This is a genomic window from Vibrio sp. Evd11, from assembly GCF_900382755.1.
In the GTDB taxonomy this organism is placed as follows: Bacteria; Pseudomonadota; Gammaproteobacteria; order Enterobacterales; family Vibrionaceae; genus Vibrio; species Vibrio lentus.
This window is the reverse complement of the sequence record NZ_OSDX01000011.1, coordinates 86,268-111,955: the sequence shown is the minus strand read 5'-3', so window position 1 is coordinate 111,955 and position 25,688 is coordinate 86,268. Positions and strand designations below refer to the sequence as shown.

21 protein-coding genes are annotated in these 25,688 nt (G+C 44.1%); 4 read left to right on the top strand and 17 right to left on the bottom strand.

Going from position 1 to position 25,688, the window contains the following annotated elements:
• The first annotated feature begins 29 nt into the window (after window positions 1–29).
• The 3 genes from ED652_RS07370 to ED652_RS07360 all read left to right on the top strand — a co-directional run bounded on the left by ED652_RS07370 (window position 30) and on the right by ED652_RS07360 (window position 3,293).
• A complete protein-coding gene (locus ED652_RS07370) occupies window positions 30–890 on the top strand; it encodes a winged helix-turn-helix domain-containing protein (protein ID WP_122054104.1) in 861 nt (286 codons plus the stop codon).
• Window positions 891–1,046: 156 nt separating this feature from the next.
• On the top strand, window positions 1,047–1,670 hold the full coding sequence (locus ED652_RS07365) for a redoxin family protein (protein WP_122054102.1): 624 nt from the start codon (window positions 1,047–1,049) through the stop codon (window positions 1,668–1,670).
• A gap of 201 nt (window positions 1,671–1,871) precedes the next feature.
• The gene (locus tag ED652_RS07360) at window positions 1,872–3,293 is read left to right on the top strand and encodes a hypothetical protein (RefSeq protein WP_122054110.1); all 1,422 of its coding nucleotides are present in this window, start codon (window positions 1,872–1,874) and stop codon (window positions 3,291–3,293) included.
• 82 nt (window positions 3,294–3,375) lie between these two features.
• Here ED652_RS07360 and ED652_RS07355 read toward each other — a convergent pair whose 3' ends face one another.
• The 9 genes from ED652_RS07355 to ED652_RS07315 form a co-directional block, all read right to left on the bottom strand.
• On the bottom strand, window positions 3,376–5,259 hold the full coding sequence (locus ED652_RS07355; RefSeq protein ID WP_122054100.1) for a methyl-accepting chemotaxis protein: 1,884 nt from the start codon (window positions 5,257–5,259) through the stop codon (window positions 3,376–3,378).
• A 323-nt stretch (window positions 5,260–5,582) separates the two neighbouring features.
• On the bottom strand, window positions 5,583–7,154 hold the full coding sequence (locus tag ED652_RS07350; protein ID WP_076669844.1) for a BCCT family transporter: 1,572 nt from the start codon (window positions 7,152–7,154) through the stop codon (window positions 5,583–5,585).
• 270 nt (window positions 7,155–7,424) lie between these two features.
• Entirely contained in the window at window positions 7,425–9,023 is a 1,599-nt protein-coding gene (locus ED652_RS07345) for a BCCT family transporter (protein WP_122054098.1), read from the bottom strand.
• Between the two features lie 169 nt (window positions 9,024–9,192).
• Window positions 9,193–9,831: a response regulator transcription factor gene (locus tag ED652_RS07340; RefSeq protein ID WP_122054096.1), complete on the bottom strand. Its 639-nt coding sequence runs from the start codon at window positions 9,829–9,831 to the stop codon at window positions 9,193–9,195.
• The gene (locus ED652_RS07335) at window positions 9,824–11,179 is read right to left on the bottom strand and encodes a cache domain-containing protein (protein WP_017110951.1); all 1,356 of its coding nucleotides are present in this window, start codon (window positions 11,177–11,179) and stop codon (window positions 9,824–9,826) included. The genes ED652_RS07340 and ED652_RS07335 overlap by 8 nt, the downstream gene beginning before the upstream one ends.
• Window positions 11,180–11,283: 104 nt before the next feature.
• Entirely contained in the window at window positions 11,284–12,567 is a 1,284-nt protein-coding gene (locus tag ED652_RS07330; protein WP_054547368.1) for a TRAP transporter large permease subunit, read from the bottom strand.
• 9 nt (window positions 12,568–12,576) lie between these two features.
• Window positions 12,577–13,134 carry a TRAP transporter small permease subunit gene (locus tag ED652_RS07325; protein ID WP_102517062.1) on the bottom strand — a complete coding sequence of 186 codons (558 nt, stop codon included), beginning with the start codon at window positions 13,132–13,134 and terminating at the stop codon, window positions 12,577–12,579.
• 233 nt (window positions 13,135–13,367) lie between these two features.
• Window positions 13,368–14,462, bottom strand: a complete 1,095-nt coding sequence (locus tag ED652_RS07320; protein WP_017060957.1) for a TRAP transporter substrate-binding protein — start codon at window positions 14,460–14,462, stop codon at window positions 13,368–13,370.
• Window positions 14,463–15,070: 608 nt separating this feature from the next.
• Window positions 15,071–15,463 (bottom strand): hypothetical protein, encoded by a 393-nt coding sequence (locus ED652_RS07315; RefSeq protein ID WP_004733388.1) that lies wholly within the window; start codon window positions 15,461–15,463, stop codon window positions 15,071–15,073.
• Window positions 15,464–15,683: 220 nt separating this feature from the next.
• Between ED652_RS07315 and ED652_RS07310 the strand changes: the two genes are divergently transcribed.
• Window positions 15,684–16,484 carry a DUF2982 domain-containing protein gene (locus ED652_RS07310; protein WP_122054094.1) on the top strand — a complete coding sequence of 267 codons (801 nt, stop codon included), beginning with the start codon at window positions 15,684–15,686 and terminating at the stop codon, window positions 16,482–16,484.
• Between the two features lie 103 nt (window positions 16,485–16,587).
• Here the strand turns inward: ED652_RS07310 and ED652_RS07305 are convergent, their stop codons facing one another.
• The 8 genes from ED652_RS07305 to ribA form a co-directional block, all read right to left on the bottom strand.
• The gene (locus ED652_RS07305; RefSeq protein ID WP_076678904.1) at window positions 16,588–17,241 is read right to left on the bottom strand and encodes an MBL fold metallo-hydrolase; all 654 of its coding nucleotides are present in this window, start codon (window positions 17,239–17,241) and stop codon (window positions 16,588–16,590) included.
• A gap of 100 nt (window positions 17,242–17,341) precedes the next feature.
• Window positions 17,342–17,890: a YcbK family protein gene (locus ED652_RS07300; protein ID WP_122054092.1), complete on the bottom strand. Its 549-nt coding sequence runs from the start codon at window positions 17,888–17,890 to the stop codon at window positions 17,342–17,344.
• Window positions 17,891–18,089: 199 nt separating this feature from the next.
• A complete protein-coding gene (locus ED652_RS07295; protein ID WP_122054090.1) occupies window positions 18,090–19,628 on the bottom strand; it encodes a murein L,D-transpeptidase in 1,539 nt (512 codons plus the stop codon).
• 81 nt (window positions 19,629–19,709) lie between these two features.
• A complete protein-coding gene (locus ED652_RS07290; RefSeq protein ID WP_122054088.1) occupies window positions 19,710–20,789 on the bottom strand; it encodes a DUF1513 domain-containing protein in 1,080 nt (359 codons plus the stop codon).
• Complete coding sequence (locus tag ED652_RS07285; protein ID WP_122054086.1) at window positions 20,779–21,840, bottom strand: imelysin family protein; 1,062 nt, start codon at window positions 21,838–21,840, stop codon at window positions 20,779–20,781. The genes ED652_RS07290 and ED652_RS07285 overlap by 11 nt, the downstream gene beginning before the upstream one ends.
• A gap of 142 nt (window positions 21,841–21,982) precedes the next feature.
• Window positions 21,983–23,371: a di-heme oxidoredictase family protein gene (locus ED652_RS07280; RefSeq protein ID WP_122054085.1), complete on the bottom strand. Its 1,389-nt coding sequence runs from the start codon at window positions 23,369–23,371 to the stop codon at window positions 21,983–21,985.
• Between the two features lie 111 nt (window positions 23,372–23,482).
• The gene (locus ED652_RS07275; protein ID WP_076678910.1) at window positions 23,483–24,742 is read right to left on the bottom strand and encodes an imelysin family protein; all 1,260 of its coding nucleotides are present in this window, start codon (window positions 24,740–24,742) and stop codon (window positions 23,483–23,485) included.
• Between the two features lie 189 nt (window positions 24,743–24,931).
• A complete protein-coding gene (ribA, locus tag ED652_RS07270; RefSeq protein ID WP_004733379.1) occupies window positions 24,932–25,528 on the bottom strand; it encodes a GTP cyclohydrolase II in 597 nt (198 codons plus the stop codon).
• Window positions 25,529–25,688: the final 160 nt, after the last annotated feature.

The following is a 25,688-nucleotide window of genomic DNA, read 5'->3' as shown; positions in this document are numbered from 1 at the left end:
GTGGCTACCGATGTATTGTTGAACACGGAATGTACAGCAAAGATCAACACGCCCTAGTAATTAATGACGAGTTACATATCAACCTAAGCGATCGTTCAATCACCAACATAGAAAACAACACCTTAATCAAATTAAGGCCGAAACCTTTTCGTGTTTTACTTTATCTAGATACTCATCGTGGTCGTTGTATTAGTAAGGATGAACTTTTTTCGGAGTGTTGGAATGGTGCTATCGTATCCGATCAATCACTCACAAATACAATCAGTACGCTAAGGAAAGCACTCAATACGATTGGAATCGTCAATATTAAGCTGACAACCGTCAGTAAAGCTGGCTATTTACTGGAAGATACAACCACGGATGAACAAGCCGATGAGTTAGGTAAGCTCAGAATAGAAAATCACGACTCGGCTGATTACCAAACTCAAGAATTACAGTTCTCCGAAAAGCAGAATGCTAACAAAGATGTTTCGCCCGAACGCGACAAAAAGTATGCACGCCCAAAAAAGTTAATGATGCTAATGCTCGGCATTACTTCTCTATCGTTAATAAGAGGTTGTTACAACACGAACAGCATTGACAAGAGCATGAATCAACGTTCGGTATCAACCGAGAACATTTCATACAACCTTGTCGATTATACCGAAACCATAGATCTTGAAACTATTGAGGGAATCATAAGATTAAACTCGTACAAAAACTGCAAGGCTAGCCATATTGATATCACGATAACTCAAAACAAAAATGGCATCTTCGAAACGGATTTTTCGATCATCTACAAAAATAAAGCGCGTAACTATTTACAGTCATACAAGGTAAGGAGTGACAGCTCCGAAGTTCGCATCGTACAGCTATCGAGAATACTTAGCTTATGCAAGCTCTCGTTTTAAATAGGTGTTATTTCTCCCTTATCCTTTGATATAAAAGAATTAAATGTTTTAGTTTGGTTTTCATTATCTATTTGTTTGAACAAAACCTTAAGAATCTAGCTAGAGTGCGCTCGGCTTAAACACAGGGCCGAATCAAACAAATTCAAGAGACTAAACATGAAAAAAACGCTAACTACGCTAGCTGCACTATTACTTACAATGGCAACAACTGTTACCGCTGCGGACTACCTAACCACCAGCGAGACGGCTCCGACAGGCAAAGACAACACACTGACCCTGTTCCACGACACAACACTCAATCTAGTTGGTAACAATTTGGCGGTAGGTGATGTCCTACCTTCGGTCACATTGATGACTAACCAAAATCAACCATACGACACCACGGCAAAAACAGACAAAGTTCGTATCTTTAGCGTTTTAGCATCCGTTGATACACCGGTATGTGACCAACAAGCACAGAATCTGTCTAAGTTTGTAGAAGCGAACCCTGCATTAACAAACAACATTGAATTCATCGGCTTAAGTGCAGATACAACGTTCGCTCTAGATCGATTCAAGAAAGAGAAAGGCATTACCGACAAACTCACTTTGCTTTCAGATGCAAAAGACCACGTATTTGGATTTGAGTCAGGCACGCAAATCAGCGAACTTGGCTTACTTGCTCGTACTACTTTCGTTGTCGACAAAAACAACAAAATTGTTCACATTCAGCGAGTTCCGGAACTTACTATGGTTCCAGATCTGAACAAAGCGGTTGAAGTAGCGAAAGAGCACTTTTAAACACTGATCTTCAGTGGGCTGGCTGAGGCTAGCCCACTTGCCCCTCTCTAGAGCAAAATATCGAACAATCGATATAGGAAATCAATTGCTGCAAGTTTATTTGTAAGAATTATCAATACACAACTTACAAAAGCTTACTAAGAGACAATACCATTTCTTGTAACATGCAGGCTTTATTGCTTGCAGATAACTTGGTTCCCTATAGTATACAAACTCACTATTCCAATTCTTGTTCTGACTACGATGCTCACTGCGTGCGGTGGTAGCAGTAGCGGTGGCAAGACCGCTAACGCCTCAAAGGGTGTCATCGACGCATCAAGCGCAAGCTCCGTTGTTACCTTAGGGAGCAACTATTCTCTGCACTTGAGTGTTAAGTCGATTACCCCAGGTACGGACAAGAACGTAAACATTGATATTACTCAGTATGGTAATACACAGAAAGCGAGCGGCAGTTTCGCGCAAGTTCACGGCATTCCTGAGCGCAATTATAAAACCCAAAGCGATGCAGATATCACCTTCTCCGTCACGGCAAAAAACTCAGCAGGTAAAACGTTCGACGTTGAAAATTTCAGTATTTACTACGAAAACTTTAACTCAACAACGACACCTGAAAAGCTTGCCATCGCTGAGGTTGAAAACAAGATAAACAACGTTGTTCGTTGGAAGCGGGCCGATACTGTCACTATCAACAGGCAATTCATTGTTGATGCTACTGGTGTCAAATTTAACATAGACCAAATGAGACCAATGAACTTATACGTTCGTGTTGGCAATACGTTAAGTAATGGCGTTCAATTCGTTCCATCTTTCGCTCAAAGTGCGTCAGAGACGTTTTCAAGAGCCCCAACGAGTGATTGCTTAGTTATCTCAAACACGACAGGTGATTTGTTCGCCAATGGCATCAAGCAACGCACTTGCGTAGAAGCTCATGGTTATAAGATCCCACTGTTAATTGAAGACAAATCCGAAAACAATTCGGAAGCAAAGGTCGCTCATGTTAAGAACATCATGCAGTACTACCTTGATAGCTTCCCAGCAGAAGTGACTAAGGCAATTTACGACAGTAAAGCTGCGATGGCATTCTTTTACGATGAAGATTGGGCTGATGGTCCGAATAGAGATGCAGGCGAATATTTAGATGAGAATTACCGCTTCCAAGATCTGTTTGCGACTGAAACTACAGACACGACAAAAGGTGAGAACAAGCTGGATTTGGCGACTCGACGAGACGCCGCGTTTGAAGAAATTATCCACTTTGTACATGATTACGGTGTGATGAACCTAGCGGTACAATCATCTTCATCGAAATGGGCAACGATGCAGAAAGAGTTAGATGAACTCAATGAAAAAGCGATTCTTGCTGGTTCTTACTTTCCAAACGGCAAAGACTCGACGATTGTCAAAGCTGACCTTGATGCAGAGTCATACGATCAAGAATACCTAGCCTACTCTCTTTATGCCTACTACGACCTCAACTTTAAGGGTTACAACCCGCAAGAGTTAAGCTCAGCGACGTTCACAGAGCTGCAAGCTAACGACCCTGAGGTGGTTAAATTTATGGAGCAGTACTTCCCGACTCGCGCAGCACTTAAAGCTAAATTCCCAGGCTATCCGAACAACTAGTTTGGATTCATAACTCTAACTAACACGCACAAAAAAGCCGAATGTGATAATCACATTCGGCTTTTAAATAACAAATTAGAGCTTACAGCTTGAAGCGGCTAATTTCGCTTTCTAGCTCGTGAGACAGTTCAGACAGTTGCGCTGCTTGCTCTGCCGCTTGGTGTGCTTCGTCTGCTAGCTCGTTAGATACGTCACGGATTCCTTCAGTGTTACGAGTAATCTCAGACGTTACTGATGCTTGCTCTTCTGCAGCAGAAGCAATCTGTGTTGCCATATCGCTAATGCGTTCAACGGCAGCATGAATTTGCGTTAGGCTTGCAGCCGCTGAGTTTGCGTCATCAACACTGGTTTCAGCAAGCGTACGACTATCATTCATGATGTTAACCGCTTTGCCTGTTGTACCTTGCAGCAATTCGATAGTTTGTTGAATCTCTTGCGTTGAACCGTGTGTACGTTGGCTCAGAACACGAACTTCATCAGCAACAACCGCAAAGCCACGACCCTGCTCACCCGCACGTGCTGCTTCAATAGCGGCGTTTAGTGCAAGTAGGTTAGTCTGTTCAGCGATACCTTGAATGTTCGATAGGATAGCGTTGATGCTGTTGCCGTGCTCTTCAAGTTCAAGAATCACATTAGTTGCGATTTGAACTTCTTGAGCCAGGTTTTGGATTGAGCTTTGAGTCTGTGTCACTTGACCAGTACCGTGCTCACACGCACCAACCGCTTCAGATGAGTTCTGTGCAGTGTGGTCAGCGTTACCCGCGATTTCTTGTGTTGCTGCAGCCATTTCGTTAACAGCTGTTGCGACCATGTTGATCTCGTCTTGTTGCATCTGGATGCGAGCGCTACGCTCTTCAGCTTGTGATGCCGTTTGACGCGCTTGGTTACCCAACGCAGCAGACACTTCACTTAGCTTAATAACCATAGTGTGCATGTTGCCCACGAAACGGTTGAAGTTTGCAGCAAGCTGACCAATCTCGTCGTCGCTCTTAGGCTCAAGACGTTGAGTCAGATCGCCTTCACCTGAAGCAATTTCTTCAAGTGCAGCAGAAACACGGTTTAGATCGCGGAATAGGAAGCTCACTAACCAAGAAACCAATACGATCACGATAAGTGTAATTACAACAGCCGTCATGATTAGCTGAGTAAGCAGTGTTGAGTGATTCGCTTCTTCAGTCGCTCGGTCCATTTGAACCGCGAAGATCCAGTTAGTGTTAGGAACTTTAGTGAAGTAAAGCAGCTTCTCAGCGCCACGCTCTTTGATGATCTCGATGCTACCAGTACGCACTGCGTTCTTAATGATAGGCATAGAGATGTCATTTGAAAGCTGGCTTACCGGCTTAAGGCTCAATGCTGAATCTGGGTGTGCTAGGAATGTGCCGTCAGAGGCATCAATTAGCATCGCGTTTGCGTTGTCACCAACATCTAGGCTAATTACATCGTTAACCAATTGATCGATAAGTACATCTGCACCTACTACACCAACAAGTTTGCCGTTATGACGCACAGGTTCTGCAATTGTTACTAGCAATGCTTTAGTGATCGCATCTTGGTAAGCAGTCGTGATGATTTGCTTACCCGCTGCGTTTGCTTCTTGGTACCAAGGACGTTGACGAGGATCGTAACCTGCGCGATTACGTTCAGGATGTGAACGGTACATTCCGCCTTCTGGAGTACCTAAAAAGATATCGTCAAAACCACCCGCTACACGAGCTTGTTTAAGGAAAGGAACAACATCATCCTCTCGTGAAAAGTCATTAAATGCTGATGCGATATCGGTACGGATATCAATCCAGTTTTTAATACCTTCAGATGCTGCTTCTGATACGCTTTCAGCTCGTAGGTATACGCCATTACGAGTCTGTTCAAATAATTGGTTTGCTGACAACCAAGTCAACGCTGTAGCCATAACGACAACAGCAGATAGGCTAGCACCTATCAACTTCTGCTTTAGTGTTAGTTTCATGTCAAAGTTTCACGAGTGGTGGGAAATCTCGCGCATACTACCCAATATCAGTATTAAATTCGAGCGATTTCACAATTTAATATTGGAATATATTTTTATGTAAACCATGGCCTTAGCTTATGCCAATTCCTTGGCTTTTCGCCAAATTCACGGCGCTATTAAGTGTATGGTTATTAAAAAATATGTCAGCTTCAATACGGTAAAATAGGCATTGGAATAGATAGAAAAATAGATACAAAAAAGGCAGGAGAGTTTCCTCACCTGCCTTCGTATTATTTAGCATTCGACCGTCTATAAATCGCGGTCGATTTGAGCTTTAAAGATTAGCGCTTTTCTGTACGCATACCCATTAGCAAGCTCACACACATCAGTAATAGAATGATGGTGAATGGCAATGCTGTCGAGATAGCACCCGCTTGCAGAGCTTGTACTGCTTCTGTACCGCCAACCCACAATAGAGCCACAGCAATCGCACCTTCAAGGAACGCCCAGAATACACGTTGAGGCACTGGCGTATCAACTTTACCACCCGCGGTGATGCTGTCGATTACTAGAGAGCCTGAGTCAGACGATGTAATAAAGAATACTAGAACCAAGATAACCGCAATGATTGATAGCAACGTACCGAACGGTAGAGCATCAAACATTTGGAACATCGCTAGTGATACATCCGTCAAACCATCTTGACCAAGGATACCAACGTTATTCACGATTTGGTCAATCGCCATGCCGCCAAATACTGACATCCAAATGATAGTAACCGTCGTTGGAACAATCAGAACAGCTGTGATGAACTCACGAACAGTACGACCTTTAGAAACACGAGCGATAAACATACCTACGAATGGTGACCATGAAATCCACCAAGCCCAGTAGAATACCGTCCAACCGTGCATCCACGCTTCATCTTCACGACCATGAGGGTTACTCAGCGGAATGATGTTCTCAATGTACGCCATAAAGGTAGTTGGGATAGAACCTAAACTCACCGCATAGCCAATTAGAGCCACTAAGATAAGCAGTAGGAAAGCAACCAACATGTTGATGTTACTGATAACTTTAACGCCGCCATCAATACCGCGAAGCACTGATACGACCGCTAGTAACGTTACTACTGTAATAACAACAACTTGTAACCCCAAGCCAGCCTCGATTCCGAAGACATGCTGGATACCACTTGCTGCTTGTTGCGCACCTAAGCCCAGCGACGTCGCCAAACCAAACAGCGTTGCAAGAACCGCTAGAATATCAACAATGTGACCAGCCCAACCCCACGCTCTATCACCCAAGATTGGGTAGAAAATAGAACGAATAGAAAGAGGCAAACCTTTATTGTAAGAGAAGAAAGCAAGTGACAACGCTACAACACCATAAATAGCCCAAGGGTGTAGACCCCAGTGATACATGGTTGCACCTAGTGCTAGCTTAGCCGCTTCTGGTGTATTCGCTTCAACACCTAACGGAGTCTCATACAAACCGGTGTAATATGCTGCTGGCTCTGCCACACTCCAGAACATCAAGCCGATACCCATACCTGCGGCAAACAACATCGATAGCCAAGACATGAATGAGTAATCTGCGGTTGCATCAACGCCACCAAGGCGGATTTTACCGTATGGCGAAACAATCAGGCCTAAACAGAAAATAACAAAAATGTTACCAGACCAGATGAACAACCAATCAAACGAGTTGATGATTTGGCCTTTAACACCATCAAGTGCTGCTTTTGCTGATGCGGTATCTGTAATAAGAATACCGATCAAAAACAAAGTAATTAGGCCTGCGCTAATACCAAATACAGGGTTATGAACATCAAAGCCCCATTTTTGGACGTTATCTTGACCGACAGTGTAATCCGTACTGTCGATACTGTATTTATCTATACCTTTAGTCATTATCCCTCTCTACGGAATACTAATACGGTCTGTTGACCTCATATCCCTTACTTACCTGCGACTTAATCACAAACTCGAACATACGATCCAAGTAGTACAAGCTGTTGTCACATAATTCAAATACTTGGATGTCTGAAGTTTAGCAGGTTAACTTATTGTTTTCAGTAAACCAGAATCGGTTCGATTGGTTTTCATCCAATATTTACGTAATTACCCAAGTTACCGGCAAAAAAAAGGCCGAACACGTCGGCCATTATTTCAATAATACTTTCAACTCAAAGCATTTTGCTGCTTAACCAATTGATTTTCTGTTCGCAAACCTAGCAATAAGCTTAGGCACATAAACAATAATATGAACGCAAATGGCAACGCCATTGATACCGTTCCGGCTTGTAATGCTTGAATGGATTCCGTACCGCCAACCCACAATAGAACCGCTGCAATCGCACCGCCCATCAACGCCCAAAATACACGCTGTGTCACCGGTGCATCGACTTTACCACCAGAGGTAATGCTATCGATAACTAACGAGCCTGAATCTGAAGAGGTTATGAAGAACACCATGATCAAACCAATCGAAACCACAGAAAGCACTGAACTCATTGGTAGCGCATCATAAGTGTGGAATAGAGAAAGCGTAATATCTTGCAGGCCATTAACGCCAATCTCACCCACCTTGTTCGCCACTTGATCAATCGCGATACCACCGAAAATAGCCATCCAGATGATGATTACTGACGTTGGGATGAACAATACAGCGACGATAAATTCACGAATTGTACGACCTTTAGAGATACGAGCGATGAACATGCCAACGAATGGTGACCATGACATCCACCATGCCCAGTAGAATACCGTCCAGCCTTGCATCCAAGTTTCATCGTCACGACCATGAGGATTGCTTAGAGGAATAAAGTTTTCAATGTAGCCCATTAGTGCCGTTGGAATAGCTTTAATACCCGCCATGCCGCCAGCGATCGTTACAAAGATAAGCAGACCCAAAGCAACCAACATATTGATGTTACTCAGAACCTTTACGCCACCGTTAATACCGCGAATTACTGACATTGTTGCTAAGAAAGTAACCACTGCGATAACAACCAGCTGCATCCCAATACCACCATCAGTGCCGAATACATGGTTAATACCACTTGTCGCTTGTTGTGCACCTAGGCCCAGTGATGTTGCAAGGCCAAATAGTGTTGCTAATACCGCAACGATATCAACAACATGACCAAACCAACCCCAAGTTCTATCGCCAAGTAACGGGTAAAAGATTGAGCGAATTGAAAGCGGTAAGCCTTTATTGAATGTGAAGAAAGCGAGGGCTAGAGCAACAACAGCATAAATCGACCAACCGTGGAGACCCCAGTTGTAGATGGTTGCACCTAATGCCAACTTAGCCGCTTCAGGAGAATAAGCTTCAACACCGAGCGGTGTTTCATACCAACCAGTAAAGTAAGCGACAGGTTCAGCCACACCCCAGAACATCAAGCCAATACCCATTCCTGCTGCGAATAACATCGACATCCAAGATAGGTTTGAGTGCTCTGCTTTGGCATCATTGCCACCAATACGTATCTTGCCATACGGGGAGACAATGAGGGCAAAACAGAAGATAACGAAGATGTTGGCTGCCCACATGAAGAAACCATCGAAGTTACCGATGACTTTCCATTTGATTCCATCCAGTGCCGCTTTTGCTGTTTCTGGATCTGCGACTAGAAGTGCAACCAAGAAGACAATGATCGCTCCTGCACTGATTCCAAATACTGGGTTATGAACATCAAAACCCCATTTCTGAACGTTATCTTGTCCTACTGTATAATCGGTATTTTCAATACTATACCTATCTTTTACAGGCTCCATGCTTCCTCTCTAATCTGTATCGCACAGTTTGCAACGTTGCATTCTGCGCCTAAATTTCGAAAAGAAGAATATCAACCTGTCGCAAAAATACTAAAAAAACCTCCAAAAAGCAGGGCTGAATTACACATTTAGTAATTAAATTACACATTTGGTGTCATTTAGCGTACGATTACTTCACAAGCCCCGAATTGACAGCGTACTTAGCAAGCTCTGCCGTAGAGTGAATATCCAGTTTATGCTTGATGTTTTGTCTGTGGGTTTCAACCGTTCGGTAACTAATATTCAAACCCTTCGCGATCTCTTTACTGCTCTCCCCTTTTGCGACTAATTTCAGCACAGCCTCTTCACGTCTGCTCAATGGATTATTCACAGATTGCGTGGGAGTAATCGGCTGAGTAAACAAATTCTGCGTCACTTTTTCACAAAAATAGGTCGAGCCTTGATTGACCGTTTTGATCGCCTGCACCATTTTTTCAGCCGAAATCTCTTTCAACATATAGCCGACTGCGCCCGACTGCATCACCTTCATGATGTATTCACGGTTGTTATGCATAGTCAGCATCAGCACCTTCGCATCAGGGTCTTCTTCTTTAATCAGGTGGGTGGCGTCAATGCCGTTCATAATAGGCATGCTAATATCCATCAACACCACATCGGGGCGTAAAGACTTAACAACCTCTACCACTTCTAAACCATTACTGGCGGTACCTATCACACAAATATCTGGCTCGAGTTCCAATCTCGCCATAAAGCCATCCAGTACCACTTGGTGATCGTCAGCGATCACAACTCGAATAACTTCACTCATTCATTAATCCCTCTAGTGTCAGTAACACTGTAATTTCCGTTCCGAGTCCAATCTCACTCATCAGTTCAAAATCCCCACCGATGAACTCCACTCGCTCTCTCATATTACGCAGACCAATCCCTCGTTTTTCCATCGCTTTATAAGTGTTGAAACCGACACCGTCGTCTTGGATCAGCAGTTGCAATACATTGCCAATTTGCTGCGCGATAACCGTCACTTTGGTCGCTTGTGCGTGCTTTTCTATGTTGTTCAAAGATTCTTGCACCACTCGATACAAGGTCGTTGCGGCTTCTGATTTCAGCTTGCCGGGTTGAGTACTGAACAAGGTCTCCACTTCAATGCCCGAGTGCGCCTGAAAATCCAACAACAACGAAGACAATGCCGCTTCTAAGCCGATATCATCCAGTGAACTTGGTCGAAGTTGATGGGAGATGTGCCTCACCTCTTCAATCGCTCGCATCAGCGAATGCTGCGACTTATTCAAATGCGCTTTGAGGTCTTCATTTTGTAACTTATTACCAAGCAGTTCTAAATGGCAACGACTTGATACTAATAATTGATTAATACCGTCATGCAGCTCTCGTGCTAAATGCTTCTTCTCGTCTTCTTGGAACATCACCGTTTTATGGGCGAGCTCTTTTAAATTATTATCCGCGATTCGATGCTCATGCATGTTAATAGCTAAGGTCAACACGATGATCACCGCCACGGTCACGCTTAAAATGACCACAATGGAAAAGAACGTGGTTTCAATATTTTTGTTGATCGCGGCCTGCATCGAAGCCACTTCTTGGTGCACGTCTTCAATATACAAACCCGTGCCAATCATCCAATCCCAACGCTCTAACCAAGCGGCGTAACTCAGCTTAGAGACCACTTCTCCGGTTGAAGGCTTTTGCCATAGGTACTGGTGAAACCCTCCTCCGGTTTGCGCTTCTTTCAACAACGCTTCGATTAGGAAATCACCATCTTCATCTTGCAGTTGAAGTAGGTTTTGCCCTATCAACTCTGGCTGGATTGGATGAACCAAATTGGTTCCGTGGCGATCATACGCAAAGAAGTAACCGTCAGAACCATACCTAAGTTTAGACAATATGGTTCGAACTTCTCTTTTGGCTTGGGCTTCTTGGATATCGGGATCGTTGTAGATATGTTCGATGGCATCAAATGCGAGATCGACAGTGTCTTTGAGGGCGTTTTCACGCGACTTGATTAAGCTGTCTCTGAAGATCTCGACCTCTTTCGCACCCAACGTCTTGGTTTGATGCAACGAGATCCAACTAATGCTCGCCGTTACTAGCAGCAACGGGAGTAGCGTCAGCAAAATCAGCTTAGCTTTTAGAGGCATTCCTTTCCTTCACAAAAAACGGCTTACTGAACATCAATAAGCCGTTTTACTTTATCAATTTATAGATAGCCGTTGAAACATATCATTCACATTCTAGGCTTCACTCACATTCCATAGAAAGATGGGAAGGCGAGAAGTGATCCAAGTACGAGGATTTGAATCAGAATAAACGGCATCACGCCTCGATAGATGTCCTTAGTGGTAACGCCTTTCGGTGCTACCCCTTTCAAATAGAACAAACTGAAGCCAAATGGCGGCGTTAAGAATGAGGTTTGCAGGTTCATTGCAATAAGGATAGCAAACCAAGTCATGTTGATGCCCATCAATTCAGCCACTGGCGCAATGATTGGCACGATGATGAAACAGATCTCTACGAAGTCGATGAAGAAACCCAGAATCAAAATAACCAACATGGTGATGATCAAGAAGCCCCACTTCTCACCTGGCAGCTGCAACATCCACTCTTCAACCAGATAATCACCGCCCGTGTAAGTGAACGCCATCGAGAATGCCGTCGCACCAAGCAAGATAGCAAATACCATTGCCGTGACTTTCACCGTTTCTTTGGACGCTTCATACACCATCGACCAGCTGAATTGACCGTACAGCAAAGCAAGTACCATAGCACCCGCACCACCTAATGCAGCAGACTCTGTCGGCGTAGCCACGCCCGCGAAGATAGAACCTAATACGACAATGATTAGCGCCAATGGCGGTACGATAGCTTTCAGTGCATTGATGACTTCTTGCTTACGACTAATGGAATCATCACGTTCAATCGGTTGAGCCGCTTCTGGGTTAAGCTTTGCGTATATCAAGATATAAACGATGTACGCGCCCACCAACATCACACCCGGCCAAATCGCCGCTTGGAACAAGTCCCCTACTGGTACACCGAGCACATCACCTAATAAGATCAATACGATAGAAGGCGGAATGATTTGCCCTAACGTGCCAGATGCACAAATAGTACCGCAGGCTAAACCTTTGTCGTAGTTGTACTTGAGCATGACTGGTAGTGAGATAAGCCCCATCGCAACCACGGAAGCACCTACTACGCCCGTTGAAGCCGCAAGCAGCGAACCAACGAGTACCGTCGAGATAGCAATACCACCACGAACACCACCAAACAGTCGTCCCATTGACTCAAGCAACTGTTCAGCAAGCTTGGTCTTTTGCAGAACAAGCCCCATGAAAACAAACAATGGAACGGCCATCAGCACCGTATTTTCCATGATTGATTGAATTCGATATGGCATGAAGGCAAACATTTCTATGCCTTCAGCCCACACACCAAAGATTAACGCGATACCACCAAAGGTGAACGCGACCGGGAAGCCAAGTAAAAGTGCAAACAAGGCTACGAAAAACATTACTATTCCAATCATGTTCAGCCTCTACTTATTCTTTGTATGAGTATTGTTTGCATGGATAAGATGCGGATTAAAAATCTTGTTCAACGAATGCAGAATCAAACCAACACCACTGACTGCCATCAAGAAAAACGAAAGCGGGATCATCGCTTTGATAACCCAACGATATGGTAAGCCACCGGGATCGCCCGACGTTTCGCCGAGGTTATAACTCTCTTTGGCAACATCAATTCCATACCAAGCAACCAACAAACAAAAAGGAAGCAAGAAGATAACGGTGCCTAGTAGGTCAATAATCGCTTGTGCCTTGAAGCTGAGTTGTTCGTAAAAAACATCTACTCGCACGTGGCCACCCGCTTTGATGGCATAAGGAACACCTAATAGAAAAACGGCTGAGAAAAGGTGCCATTCCATCTCTTGGAAGGCGATTGAGACATCATTGAAGGCATATCTCATGACAACGTCATACACAACGTTCGCGATAAGTAAAATAAACAACATACTGGAAAGCCATCCCAGTGCATCACCGATACGATTAAACAGGCGTTCAATATAAATTAGACTTCGCATTCCCGACTCCATGGAATTTGAAAAGACATCGCGTATTAGAGTTAGTGCAACTAAAACAAGTAGCGCTAACAAGATGCACGACGTAGAAAGGGTTCTTGGATCTTGTTACAGGATTTATCCTGCTTAATTATTATGTTTAAAATGAACCCGCCGCTTATCTGCTTAGATACGTAAGCCCTTAGACTTAAACTATGTAACAGTACGTTTGCTTTGGGTTCATTTAACTTTTAGGTCACCGCTGTCGATTATTTCGCTTGGCTATTTAGATAAGCTCTATGTGAAATATCCGTCCAAGAGCGCACTTGCTCTAGGTAGCTGGCTTGTGAAGCTTGGATCTCTTTCGCCAACTCATCTTTCTCAGCATGTGCAGCAAGTAGGCGATCGTTCGCTTCTTTCAGTGCCGACATTACTTCAGGCGGGAAATCTTTAACTTGTACATCTGGGTATTCTGTTTTCATTGAAACCCAGTTCTTGCCACTTTCGTGCGTTGCTTGTGTATACATGTCGTAAGCCGCAGTACGCATTGCAACACGCAAGATTTCTTGTAGGTCTTCAGGAAGCTTGTTCCATGTACGCTTGTTCACTAGGAATTGAAGCTCTGAACCCGGCTCGTGCCAACCTGTGTAGTAGTACGGCGCGATCTTGTGGAAACCCATTCGTAAATCAAGTGATGGACCAACCCACTCTAGTGCATCGATTGTGCGACGCTCTAAAGACGTGTAAAGCTCACCAGGGGCAATGTTAGTCGGCTTAGCACCTAGCTCCGCAAGGATCTCACCGGCAAAGCCTGGGATTCGCATTTTCAGACCTTGTAGGTCTTCAACGCTGTTGATCTCTTTTTGAAACCAACCGCCCATCTGGATATCCGTGTTACCACCTGGGAACGACATTAGGTTGTGTGGAGAGTAAACCTGCTCCATCAACTCCATACCACCACCGTGATAGAACCACGCGTACTGTTCTGCTGGCGTCATACCGAAAGGCATAGAAGTGAAGTAAAGAGTGTTTGGAACTTTACCTTTCCAGTAGTAAGAGCCTGAGTGACCCATGTCGTATTGACCAGACTTAACCATGTCAAATACGCCAAGCGGTGCTTTATGTTTGTTTGCTGAATCGATTCGGATTTGAAGTCGACCATTAGACATTTTCTCGGCCATCGCAGCCATGTTCTTCGTTGCGTCACCGAAGACAGGGAAGTTTGGTCCCCATGTCTCTGCAAGCTTTAAACGGTAAACCTTATCAGCAGCTGTGGCGCCAGTAGCGACCAAAGCTAAACAAGCCGCTGCAGTTACCGCAACGTTTTTAAAAACTCGTGTGAGGGAGTTAGAAATGAGACTCATGTTCACGTCCTTTTGTTGGGTTAACACTCTTTCTTTGAGTATTTTTTATGATTCAACATAAGAGTGCACCTTGATGAGGCAACTAGATATCAGGGAGAGCACGCACGACAGACCCACACAAACTGCGTATTAGACCAAAGGATTACGTATAACTACGTAGGAAATAATTGAATCATGTCGGTTTTAAAGGACTGAACCCATCCATAGTAAGAATACTTATTGATAAATACCTAAGTATTAATAATTAAACATCGTTAACAATTGATTGCCATTTCGTGATAAGGCTCTATTCACACCACAGATCAAATACGCACCTAAATGCATTCAATCCATGAGAATCAAGATTTCACAGAATCAGGTGCCCTACTTTGGTGCTTACTGATTCGAAACATCGGATACGCGAAACACAGATGAATAACGGAAGGGGTCAACCAATTGGAAATAAGGCTTCTTGGGCTAGGTTCGAATGCTAGGTTTGAATATGAGTATGAGTTTAGGGGGTTAGGATTTGGATTTAGGGGTTTAGGTTTAGCATGATCCGTCAGATACAAAAAAGCCTCGAAAATCGAGGCTTAAAAACTTAACGAAGCGAATGTAATCCCACAGGATTAAATAGCTTTGTAGATAACCTTGTTACCTGCTAGCTGCTCTTTCGCTACTAGGTTTTCTTCAAGAAGTTTTTTCAATGCGCCTGTTGCCCATGAAGCTGCTTTCGCGTCTTCTTGACCAGCTGCTAGGCCGATACCTTTAGGGTTAATGCCTTCAGCATTGCTAACAACGATGTCTAGAACTTGTTGTTGCTTAGGAGTCAGTGCTACTGCAACTTCTTTAGTTGCTGCTACTGCTTTCTCTACCGCTGGTTTTGCTGCTACAGTTTTTTCTGCTACAACTTTCTCTGCGACAGGCTTCGCTTTTTTCGGCGTTGCCACTGCTTTAACTACAGCCGCTTTAGTGCGTTTCTGCAGTTTAGCCTGCACCTTACGCTTATGAGCAAGTCTCATTGAATATTTCTCCAGTTCACTGCTCTTTTCGCAGTGGTGAAAATTTGAAGCGCGATTTATACCAAAAAACAGGAGCTATTTGTAGAGTGAAGCGCCGAAAGTCGACGAAAAATACCGATATTGTCTACTAGCGTCTATTATTTAATCATCGACTTATCAATTCAGGGTCATATACACTGGTTATCCATCCAGACAAAAATATGAAAACTTGGTGTTGCCTATGGACACTCGTCACCTTACAAATTTCTCTTTGCCTTCGTTCACACGTTCGTACCGTATTCTCGCCGTTATTTTAGGCTTCATTTGCTTGCTCATTGCTCTCTATAGTGACAATCCAAAGTTACTGATCGTGGGGGCATTTTGCATTATTACCCTACTAGGAGCTGGCTATTATTTAATGTTGCGCAGCAGGGTGATGTTTACCCTCACACCGACTCATTTTCAGCAACATTTTTATAAAGGTGGGTGGGTTTTAAAGTGGAGCAATATTGAAAAGATTGGCCTATGTACTTATGAACAAGATGGGTGGCATCAACCTCTCCCTTGGGTCGGCATTAAAATGACAGATTACTCGCCCTACCTCGATTCTATCTGCCCTAAAATCACCTGCGAGTTATTGCTAAGCCAGCGAGCACTTTTGTACCTGGGTGCCAAGCAAGCAGGTAAAGAGTCAAACTTTGAAGATATGGTTCTCGATTCATCCCATTACCATGCGCGTTGCATTGAGAGTAGCTGTGTAGAATTGAGCAAATATAAAGAGTCTGAGAATACTGGCGAGGTCAACTTCAGCGATGGCCAAGCGCAAACAAACCTTGATTCATCCCGTGAACCGAATACGCAAAACGCAGTGATTAAAAACTATTCCGGGCTACAGGCGATGCTAGCGAATAGGATGAAATATCAGAGGGGTTTCCACGGCTATGATATTTTCATATCAACTCAAGATTTGAATATGAGTGGAGAAGAGTTTATTGGATTAGCTCGACGCTACTTGGCGGCTGCCGAGCGTCTTTCTGATTAAAATTAAACAGGTTTAAAAATAAACTCGCACGCAATAAAAAAGCTTAGCTTTCATAGGAAAAGCTAAGCTTCATTTTCAATCGTTCTTCTATTAAATCAGAGAACTAGTACAGAGGCATTTCATCGGCTACGAACGGGTTTGATGCGCGTTCACGACCAAATGTCGATTCAGGGCCATGACCTGGAACGAATGTTACGTCACTGCCTAGTGGCCAAAGCTTAGTCTTGATTGAAGAAATCAACGTGTTGAAATCACCTTGAGGGAAATCCGTACGACCAATTGCGCCGTTAAACAATACATCACCAACAAACGCCATGCGCGCTTGCTCGCTAAATAGCACAACGTGACCTGGAGTATGACCCGGAGTATGAATCACATCAATCACTTGGTTACCAAAAGTAACTTTGTCGCCCTCTTCTAACCATGTGTTTGGTTCAAAGGCTTTGCACAGTGGGAAACCAAACATCTGGCTTTGATTCTCTAGACCTTGAAGCCAAAAGTTGTCTGCCTTATGTGGGCCAACAATGTTCACGTTCAAGATCTCAGCAAGCGGTACAGTGCCGCCCACATGGTCTAAGTGACCGTGCGTCAGTACCAAGTTCACCACTTTAACACCTAGCTCTTCGATGATCGCAGCCAGCTGTTGAACGTCACCGCCCGGATCGACAACGATGCCTTCCATTGTCTCATCACACCACACAATTGAGCAGTTTTGAGAGAAAGAGGTAACAGGGACAACTTGATACTTGAGAGACATATACAAACCTTAGAGGGCAAACTGAAATTTGGGCAAACTATGACATTGGATGTCTACTTTGACAAGTCCCTACCGTTTCGATCGCAGTCTAAGTCTAGCGCTACCAGCTGCGGACTGGGCCAGTATCTATATGGATAAAGTTGCTACGTGCATAATAACCCACACCACCCGCGTTTAGGCTTTTAGCTACGTCTCTCAACTCTTTCAAATCGACACCATCGATACGAAAATCGATCGCTTTACCAAGCATGTGATAACTCTTCTTCGCTACACCACTCGACTTTGAGCGTAGTGCTTCATTGGTCGCTGGAGAGCGGTAACCAGAGATGATCTGAACTTCTTTTTGAATACCTAAGACATTCTGTATCTGTGTGATCTGATCAAACAGGTTCTTATCCATTGGGTGAATTTCATTGCGGCGGAAGTCACGGCAAAGCTTGCTTAGGCGAGCCATCTCATTACCGACATAGTTCGTGCCATCGAAATAGCAAGTCTCTAATCGTTCACCAGTGTGAAGATTGTTCATACTGATCGTTCTTGGCTGGCCTGGGTATGACGCAAAAGCGATAGAAGGCGTGATTGAGGCGATAACAGCGGTGCCACCAGCGTAAGTCAGAAACTGACGGCGAGAAAATAAACTTTGAGACATACAGCAAAAAACCAATTAGATCGAACGAAAAATGCACGATACATAATGAGAATTGCTGCGTCAACGTACGAAAACCGCCCAAAGGGTTAGTATTTGTAACCTTTTGTACGGTTAGTTATTGATACACATTATAATTTTATCAATAGATACTTCCTTGTCATTTTTTGGTCAAGATCACCCTTATTAGCTTCATTCTGAATTAACCACCCTCTTTATCATATTGATAGATGTCACCACGATACTGTATGCCTCCTTCTTCAAACAACACCGTTTGATAGATAATATGCACTGGGATTCGCTTCTTGAGTCGCACCTTAGTATTAGGTGCTAAGTCACCACCTTGGTTAGGTACCTTTCTGACCTTAGTCGCGAACAATAGCTCAGCGAGTTGCTCGGCATGTTCCACACGTATACACCCGGAGCTGTATGCTCGGAAGTCGTCATTAAACAAGCCTTTACTTGGTGTGTCGTGTAAATAGATCGCTCGCTTGTTGGGTGTATTGAATTTATATAGCCCTAATGCATTTCGAGAGCCCGCTTGTTGTCGCATACGGTATGGGAACGAACTAAAATTAATAGTCTGCCAATCAATATCTGTAGTGTCGACAGTTTCCATTGAACGCCAACCATCAATCACTTGGATATTATGAGTTTCTAAGTAACTTTCGTCGGCTTTTACCTTCGGTAAGATGTCTTTAACCATGATTTTCCATGGTACATTCCAAGTCGGATTTAAGATGACTGAATCTAGATTTATCTCTAAGAGCGGTGTTTTTCTCGATTTTCTCCCAACGACCACCTTAGACTCAAACACCTCTTCACCACCCTCCCAATACTTCATATCAAAGCTAGGTACGTTAACCACGATGAGAGAATCTCTATCTCTTGGCCACAAGCGCACGCGTTCGGCATTCAGAGCCAACGAACTTAATCGATCTTCAAAGCTCATATTGATCCATTTGATCGTATCAGGTCCGATAATTCCATCCGCCGTGAGACCGTGCATGCGCTGAAAATATTTAATCGCCGTTTGCAGATCTCGATCGAACTCGGGAAAATCGACCGCGATCATCGAGGTATTAACACCAACCAAAGCGATACGTTCGACAAGAATGTTTTTGTCTGAAAGCTGGTCACCCAAGCGTTTCAAGCCTTTCTGTCTATAACGTTCAATATTAAGTTCAGACGCGGTTTCTAGTACCGAATAGGTTGCCTTGAATTGGTCAAAATCCCCTACAGGAGGCGCATAAGAGAGCACCATCTCCATCAAATAATCATCGGTAACACTGCTTTTTAGTCTCATCAGAATATGAGGTGAAGGCGCAGGTAATTTAGAATGTAACTTGCCTGAAAAATACCATTCTTTACCAATTAGGGGCGCATTCTCAACGTAGCTCAGATAATAGATGAAGGTGTCGGTTAGTAGAATATCCAACTCTTGCCATTGCCCGCTAGATTGATACTGGCGTATTTGGTTAAGTTGTCGCTCAAAAAGTGGCGCCATTTGAGCTTGTTCTAACAATGAAAGCTGAAATTCAAACGCGTTAACAAGCTCTGGCGAATCCCAGAGGATAGGAAAAGAAGAGTCTTGGTAAATACTCTGAGTTAGCTCGGGATAGATGAGCATGAAAGAGAGTTCTGAATCAGCCGGAATAAATCGGCTCACGTCAGAACTCGTATAGCTCCATGCATGCACAGACACTAAAACCAATAATCCACAGAAGTATTTCGCTAACATGCTTAACTCCAACACCAACAATCTCATAAGTATGGCAAAGAAATTGGAGTAAGCATGTTATTTTTTAAGGAGTTTTATGAATCAAATTGCACTCCAATGATTATCCCACTGGACCGATGATTGCTGAGCTGATTTCTCATAAGGCTTACGTTGGCTCACCACGCTACCTGCACCAGAGCTTAATCTAAACTCACCATCAAGCAACACCGCACCAGACGCATCTGATAACGCTGAGAGTTCTACGAGCTCTTTAGTCTCTTTAGACCAAATGCCGTAGCAATTCCCTCTTGGTGAGGTAGCGATAATCCAATCATCTGAAGCCGCAATACTCGCGATATAATGATTGAACCTTGCCCATTGCTCTGGTTCCGCATTCAACGATTCAAACTGCCCGCCTTTAGTATGCATCGCCAAAAGTGAAGGATACTCATCCGGCTCACCACGATACTGCTGACCACAAAGCACGGTTTCAGCACCATCATGGGCTAAGTGTCGAATGCTTAACTTCTTATCCAACAATTCGACCTGATCAAGTAGCACTCCTTCAGATGAAACGTAGCTCAAACTCGGTTGCATCGAATCAAGGTTTTTAGGTGTTCTACCATCTGTATGAACGCCACCGACACCGATCGCGAGATTACCGTCCGGCATGATGATCACTTCATGTGGTCCAATACCAAAACCGGTGAACTCTTCGACCTTGCGATATCCTTGCGCGACATCGTAAACGCCAATCACACCTTGGCTGCTGTCCGTTTTCCCTTCAGTGGCATACAGTAACTTGCCATCTAATGAGTAAACGCCATGGCCATAAAAGTGACGGTTCTTACCCTTCACAACTAACTTGATTTGGTCACCGCTTTTATAGTCAAACACCATAAAATAGTCACCAGGACGACGAGCAAATACCACCGCATGTGATGATGTTGAGCAAATCGCGACACCATGACCACGATCTGGGAGCGGCAGCTGGTTCAAAGGCATTCCATATTCGTCAGCCACAACCGCTGAATATTGACCTCGCCCATTCAGCGCACAACCGATTAATTGAGGCTCACTGGATGAGCTAGAGCGACTAGCGCAACCAAATGGAAGTACTGGAACAGCTGCACAACTCAGTGCAGCCTTGAGCAACGCTCTACGTGTATTATCAGTCACCATCGGTAGCATTAAATCCTATTACGACGCCAAGCTCTATCGCCACTTCTTCATGAATGAGATACTTCAAACGTTCCAATTTGTTGTATTGAGTCAGCACCTCTCGGTAACCTTCTTTGCTCTGCAATAACTCAAACAAGCTTGATTCCGTAGGCCAAGTATCTAGCGTCAATGTGAACTGGTCAGCAACACGATCTGCAAGGTCGTTTAAGCCCTTCTCTCTCAACAAGCCGTCTAGGCCATTGCCATCTGCAAGGTACAAATTCTGAAGTGCTGCTACATTGGCTTTTAGTTGAGTCATCGAGGTTTGTGCACGCCATGATTCAGAGAAGTAAGGACGAGGGTGACCGATTTTAGCCATTGGACGACTCAGCTTTTTCATGCTGTAATCAAGTTGGTTGGTCAATAAAGCGATGTATTCTGACTCCCAACGAGTCTCATCCAGTGCTAACCAAGGGTTAACTTGCCATGCCTGTGCTATCGAAGAAGACTTAATCGCTAAGTTCTCAGTAATCGCTTGTGATGATTGGCAGCCTAGCGCTTTGTCTTGAAGCAGTGGCGATTGTTCGTCATAAAGCGACCATTCCAACGCACCTAGCCCTTGCACTGTCACACTCTGCTGCGCGATTTCGCCTTGAGTCCAAGCTTTGTTCTGCTGAGTTAGCTGACGCATCTTAAGACCCGTCGTGTTCTTTTTGTCTGGCCAGAATTGAACATTCCAGCTCTCTTCAAGCGCCGCTGTTGGACCTCTTTCTTGCCCTTGCAGTGCCATCCAGCTGTTCATAGCTAGCTGCCACTGAGCTTTCAAAGTATCTAACTCAACACTGTTGGTTTGGCAGTAACCCTGCATCAAGACTTCTAGCTCATTGGCTTGCTTGGCGAATAAAACTGCCGAATCAAACTCTTGCTGATAGACACCACGGCTGATGTGGTTAGTCGAATCTGCTTGATAAGACACACCGTTAACCTCGGATGAAGCAGCTTGCTCACCCGTTGATTGGCAGCCTGCCATGATTAATACCGACAAAGGCATTAACAAAAATTTATGTGTCATGCTGTTACCTTACTTCCTAATTTTTCTTTTAATTATATGAGTTCGTTAAATACGAAACGACCGCTAACCTCGTATTCCTACAAGTTCAGCGGTAGTGTGCTGTTGGTTAGTTCAGTAGTTGAGCCACTGAATCTCAGACCGACTATAACGAATTCAAAAACGCCAGTAGTGCTTCACGCTCAGTGGCATTCAAAGACAGAACGTTTTGTTTCGCCATTTCTGCTTCACCATCATGCCAAAGCACAGCTTCCATAACATTTCTCGCACGACCATCATGAAGTAAGAACGTGTGGCCATTCACTTCTTTGGTGTAGCCTAATCCCCATAAAGGTGTTGTGCGCCATTCTTGACCGTTTGCTAGGTATTCTGGACGATTATCTGCTAAGCCTTCACCCATGTCGTGCAGCAACATATCGGTATACGGGCTAATTAACTGCTTAGACAACGCAGGTAAACCTTCCCGTTCTGCTGTGCGAATTTCAGCTTGGTGACAACTTTGGCAACCAATGTCTTTGAACAGTTGTTTACCTTGAACAACCGCAGGGTTATCAACGTTACGACGAATAGGTACCGCTAGATGCTGCGAATAAAACTCAACGAAGTCTAAAATGTTATCGCTGACTTCTGGCTCGCCGCCATTTGGGAAATCGTCACACGTTGATTGCGCTGATGTACAGTTTTCCTTTGGAAATAGACGACTCGTTAATCCCAAATCACCGTTAAACGCCGCCGCATTTTGCTGCATTAGATTTGGCTGCCCCGCTTTCCAACCAAAACGACCCAGCGTCATTTCATTGGTTTTAACATCAAGAACATGATTGGCTTTACCTGAGATACCTTGTTTGTCGGCCAGTTGTTGCTCAGCAAATCCGAGAATCGTTTCTTGCGGGATACTTTCAAGTAAACCGAGACCAATCATGGGCGGCGCGACACGAGCAGAAAATTCTGTTTTAGGGTGCATTTCGCCGAAAGCAAGTTCGGTAATCTTTAAGGTTGGTTTACGCAGAGTGACGACTGTGCCGTCTTTGAATTCAACAGGAACATCTGTGTAGCTGATGTTCACTTTACCCTCAGGTTTCACGCCTTGAAGCGCAAAATCTTGTAGCTGGCCACCATAAGTTGGTTCTGGAATACCACCATCGCGAATGAAGGCTTGTCTCTGCTCTGGCGTTTCAGCAGGAATGCTCAAGCGAACCAACATGGATACCGCGTTCTCATCACCTTTTTCTGGCGCGTGGCCTCGACCATCTTTGATGTGACAGTTTTGACAACCGTTGGTGTTGAATAGTGGGCCTAACCCATCACGCGCATCGGTTGATGATGGTGCAGGAACCCAAGGGTTTCTAAAGAAGCTGTTACCTACGCTGAAATCCAAGCGTTTGCTCATTGGTAAGTTGGCTGCAGGAAGAGAAAAAGCATTAGCGCCTTCTTTCTTCACGGTAGTTTTGCCACCAGAGTAGGTTTCATGGGCGTGTAATGGAGATAAGAAAAACAGTGCGGTTAATAGTGAGGCTGATAGATACGACTTCATACATTGCCTTGCTGTGTTTTGATTTTAGTTTTTATGTGGGAGTGACTTTCTTGAGTAGCAAACAATTAAGGGCTCAATGAGAGCCCTTACATTGGATTTGGTCTCGGGTTCTTAGAACTCGTGATCCGCTGTATCTGGGTTTAGGCTATCAATGCCAATAACACCAGCAGCACGCTCGATTGCAGCTGTTTGAGACACTAGAGCAACAATTGTTTTGTTTACTAGTGCATTACCAGCAGCGTTGTCAGCAGCAATTAGTTGGTCGAAGTGCTGGTTGTTTTTTTCTGCAGAAACAACAAGTTGACCAACTTGTGCACGTGCTAGGTCAAACTGCTTTTGAATCTCTTTTGCAGCTTGCTCGTCTTTTTGTTCAACTAGGTCAAACAGGCTTGGGCCTGAAAGTAGAGAGCCATCTTCACGCTTGTACAAGCCAGTGTATACGTTGTAGATACCTTGCTCGTTGTAGTAGTGAGAGTTGTGCGTGTTATCAGAGAAACAATCGTGCTCGTCTTCAGTAGAGTTTGCTTCTAGTGCAACCTTCATACGCTCACCAGCTAGTTCACCTAGAGACAGTGAACCCATGCCGAATAACATTTTACGTAGGCCGTTTTCGCTAGAATCAGAAAGAAGCTCTTGACGGTAGTTGCCTTTCTCGCCTTCAGCCCACTGCTTTTCCATCCATTCTAGGTCTTGGATAAGAAGTTCAGCTGATGCTTTCAGGTACGCGCCACGACGGTCACAGTTGCCATTAGTACACTCTGCGCCAACAACGAAATCAGTGTAAGCACGCTCGCCTGCACCGCTGTTTGTGCCGTTTAAATCTTGGCCCCAAAGTAGGAATTCAATCGCGTGGTAGCCGGACGCTACGTTCGCTTCAGAACCGCCGATCTCATTAAGGTCTGCGATTAACTCAGGAGTAATGTTGGTTGCGTCTACCGTTGTCTGACCAATTTGGAATGTTTTGTTCGCAACGATGTTTGCGCTAGCGCCTTCGTTACCAAGCTCATATTGGTAGTCAGAAGATACGTAATCGATCAGGCCTTCATCTAGTGGCCATGCGTTCAATTGGCCTTCCCAATCATCAACAACAACGTTACCAAAGCGGAATACTTCTGACTGTTGGTAAGGTACACGAGACTCAAGCCAAGCTTGTTTTACTTGTTCAAAGTTACCAGCAGAAGGAGAAGCTAAGAAGGTATCAATAGAAGAGTTCAACGCTTTTGCTGTAATTACTGAATCTGCAAACACGGCATGAGCAATATCTGCGTAATGTTCTACAACTTGATCTTGAGTTACTGCTGCGAAAGAAGAAGCAGAGGCAAAAATGAGTGACGAAGTTACGGCTTTGGTCACTAAAGATTTAATGGTCATGAAGCATCCTTGTTGAGCTTTAAATTATTATTCGTAGCATTATTCGTAGTAATAGTGCAAACCATTATCATTTGCACTACGAATTTGAATAATACAAACTTACAATTTTATTGCAAGATAAATACAAAAAAACCTCACATTTGTGAGGTCTTTAAACATTTTTATGTTAGGCGCAACAATGGAGGAGAATCAGATATCCAGGTTATGCTTACCGTGTGAGACTTTCGCTTTAAGGTAGCTTTCATTACCCGACTTAACATGGGCAGAGGTGTTCACCACTTCCTCAATCTCAATACCAAAAGATTTCAACTCATTGATTTTTTTTGGGTTGTTAGTCACTAGGCGAATTTTTGTGGTTCCCAAAGCACGAAGCATTTCTGCTGCCTCTGTAAAATCACGCAAATCATCACCAAAACCTAGGTGGTTGTTGGCTTCGTAAGTGTTCATACCTTCGCTTTGCAGTCGGTATGCATCGATTTTGTTATACAAACCAATACCACGACCTTCTTGGCGTAAGTAAAGAATCACTCCACCCGTCTCACCCATAATTCTTATGGTTTCGTCAAGCTGCTCGCCACAGTCACAGCGAGAAGAATGGAACACATCACCAGTAAGGCACTCAGAGTGCATACGAACAAGAGGTATGTCTTGTGTCTTATCGGCTGATTTAAATATCACAGCAACATGCTCTTTGTCTGTTTTCAATCCATGAAAAGACAGAAGTTCAGCATCGATACTGCTTGTTACCCCTACTTTGAAATCTATTCTGGCACGCACTTCCGCCATAACTATACTCACTTGAAAATTCGATGTATTTAACAACACTACATTATACGTCTAGGCAATATTTTGTAGCTAACTATCTAATGATAGACACTATGAGGCTGTTAACAATTTTTTTCAAGGTCGACCATGCACTAATTGTTATATTATAACAATTATTTTT

Excerpts from the sequence above, each read along its gene's own strand:
- ED652_RS07370 (WP_122054104.1), top strand. The coding sequence starts at position 30 with ATGTACAGCAAAGATCAACACGCCCTAGTAATTAATGACGAGTTACAT.
- ED652_RS07365 (WP_122054102.1), top strand. The coding sequence starts at position 1,047 with ATGAAAAAAACGCTAACTACGCTAGCTGCACTATTACTTACAATGGCA.
- ED652_RS07355 (WP_122054100.1), bottom strand. The coding sequence starts at position 5,259 with ATGAAACTAACACTAAAGCAGAAGTTGATAGGTGCTAGCCTATCTGCT.
- ED652_RS07350 (WP_076669844.1), bottom strand. The coding sequence starts at position 7,154 with ATGACTAAAGGTATAGATAAATACAGTATCGACAGTACGGATTACACT.
- ED652_RS07345 (WP_122054098.1), bottom strand. The coding sequence starts at position 9,023 with ATGGAGCCTGTAAAAGATAGGTATAGTATTGAAAATACCGATTATACA.
- ED652_RS07340 (WP_122054096.1), bottom strand. The coding sequence starts at position 9,831 with ATGAGTGAAGTTATTCGAGTTGTGATCGCTGACGATCACCAAGTGGTA.
- ED652_RS07335 (WP_017110951.1), bottom strand. The coding sequence starts at position 11,179 with ATGCCTCTAAAAGCTAAGCTGATTTTGCTGACGCTACTCCCGTTGCTG.
- ED652_RS07330 (WP_054547368.1), bottom strand. The coding sequence starts at position 12,567 with ATGATTGGAATAGTAATGTTTTTCGTAGCCTTGTTTGCACTTTTACTT.
- ED652_RS07325 (WP_102517062.1), bottom strand. The coding sequence starts at position 13,134 with ATGGAGTCGGGAATGCGAAGTCTAATTTATATTGAACGCCTGTTTAAT.
- ED652_RS07320 (WP_017060957.1), bottom strand. The coding sequence starts at position 14,462 with ATGAGTCTCATTTCTAACTCCCTCACACGAGTTTTTAAAAACGTTGCG.
- ED652_RS07315 (WP_004733388.1), bottom strand. The coding sequence starts at position 15,463 with ATGAGACTTGCTCATAAGCGTAAGGTGCAGGCTAAACTGCAGAAACGC.
- ED652_RS07310 (WP_122054094.1), top strand. The coding sequence starts at position 15,684 with ATGGACACTCGTCACCTTACAAATTTCTCTTTGCCTTCGTTCACACGT.
- ED652_RS07305 (WP_076678904.1), bottom strand. The coding sequence starts at position 17,241 with ATGTCTCTCAAGTATCAAGTTGTCCCTGTTACCTCTTTCTCTCAAAAC.
- ED652_RS07300 (WP_122054092.1), bottom strand. The coding sequence starts at position 17,890 with ATGTCTCAAAGTTTATTTTCTCGCCGTCAGTTTCTGACTTACGCTGGT.
- ED652_RS07295 (WP_122054090.1), bottom strand. The coding sequence starts at position 19,628 with ATGTTAGCGAAATACTTCTGTGGATTATTGGTTTTAGTGTCTGTGCAT.
- ED652_RS07290 (WP_122054088.1), bottom strand. The coding sequence starts at position 20,789 with ATGGTGACTGATAATACACGTAGAGCGTTGCTCAAGGCTGCACTGAGT.
- ED652_RS07285 (WP_122054086.1), bottom strand. The coding sequence starts at position 21,840 with ATGACACATAAATTTTTGTTAATGCCTTTGTCGGTATTAATCATGGCA.
- ED652_RS07280 (WP_122054085.1), bottom strand. The coding sequence starts at position 23,371 with ATGAAGTCGTATCTATCAGCCTCACTATTAACCGCACTGTTTTTCTTA.
- ED652_RS07275 (WP_076678910.1), bottom strand. The coding sequence starts at position 24,742 with ATGACCATTAAATCTTTAGTGACCAAAGCCGTAACTTCGTCACTCATT.
- ribA (WP_004733379.1), bottom strand. The coding sequence starts at position 25,528 with ATGGCGGAAGTGCGTGCCAGAATAGATTTCAAAGTAGGGGTAACAAGC.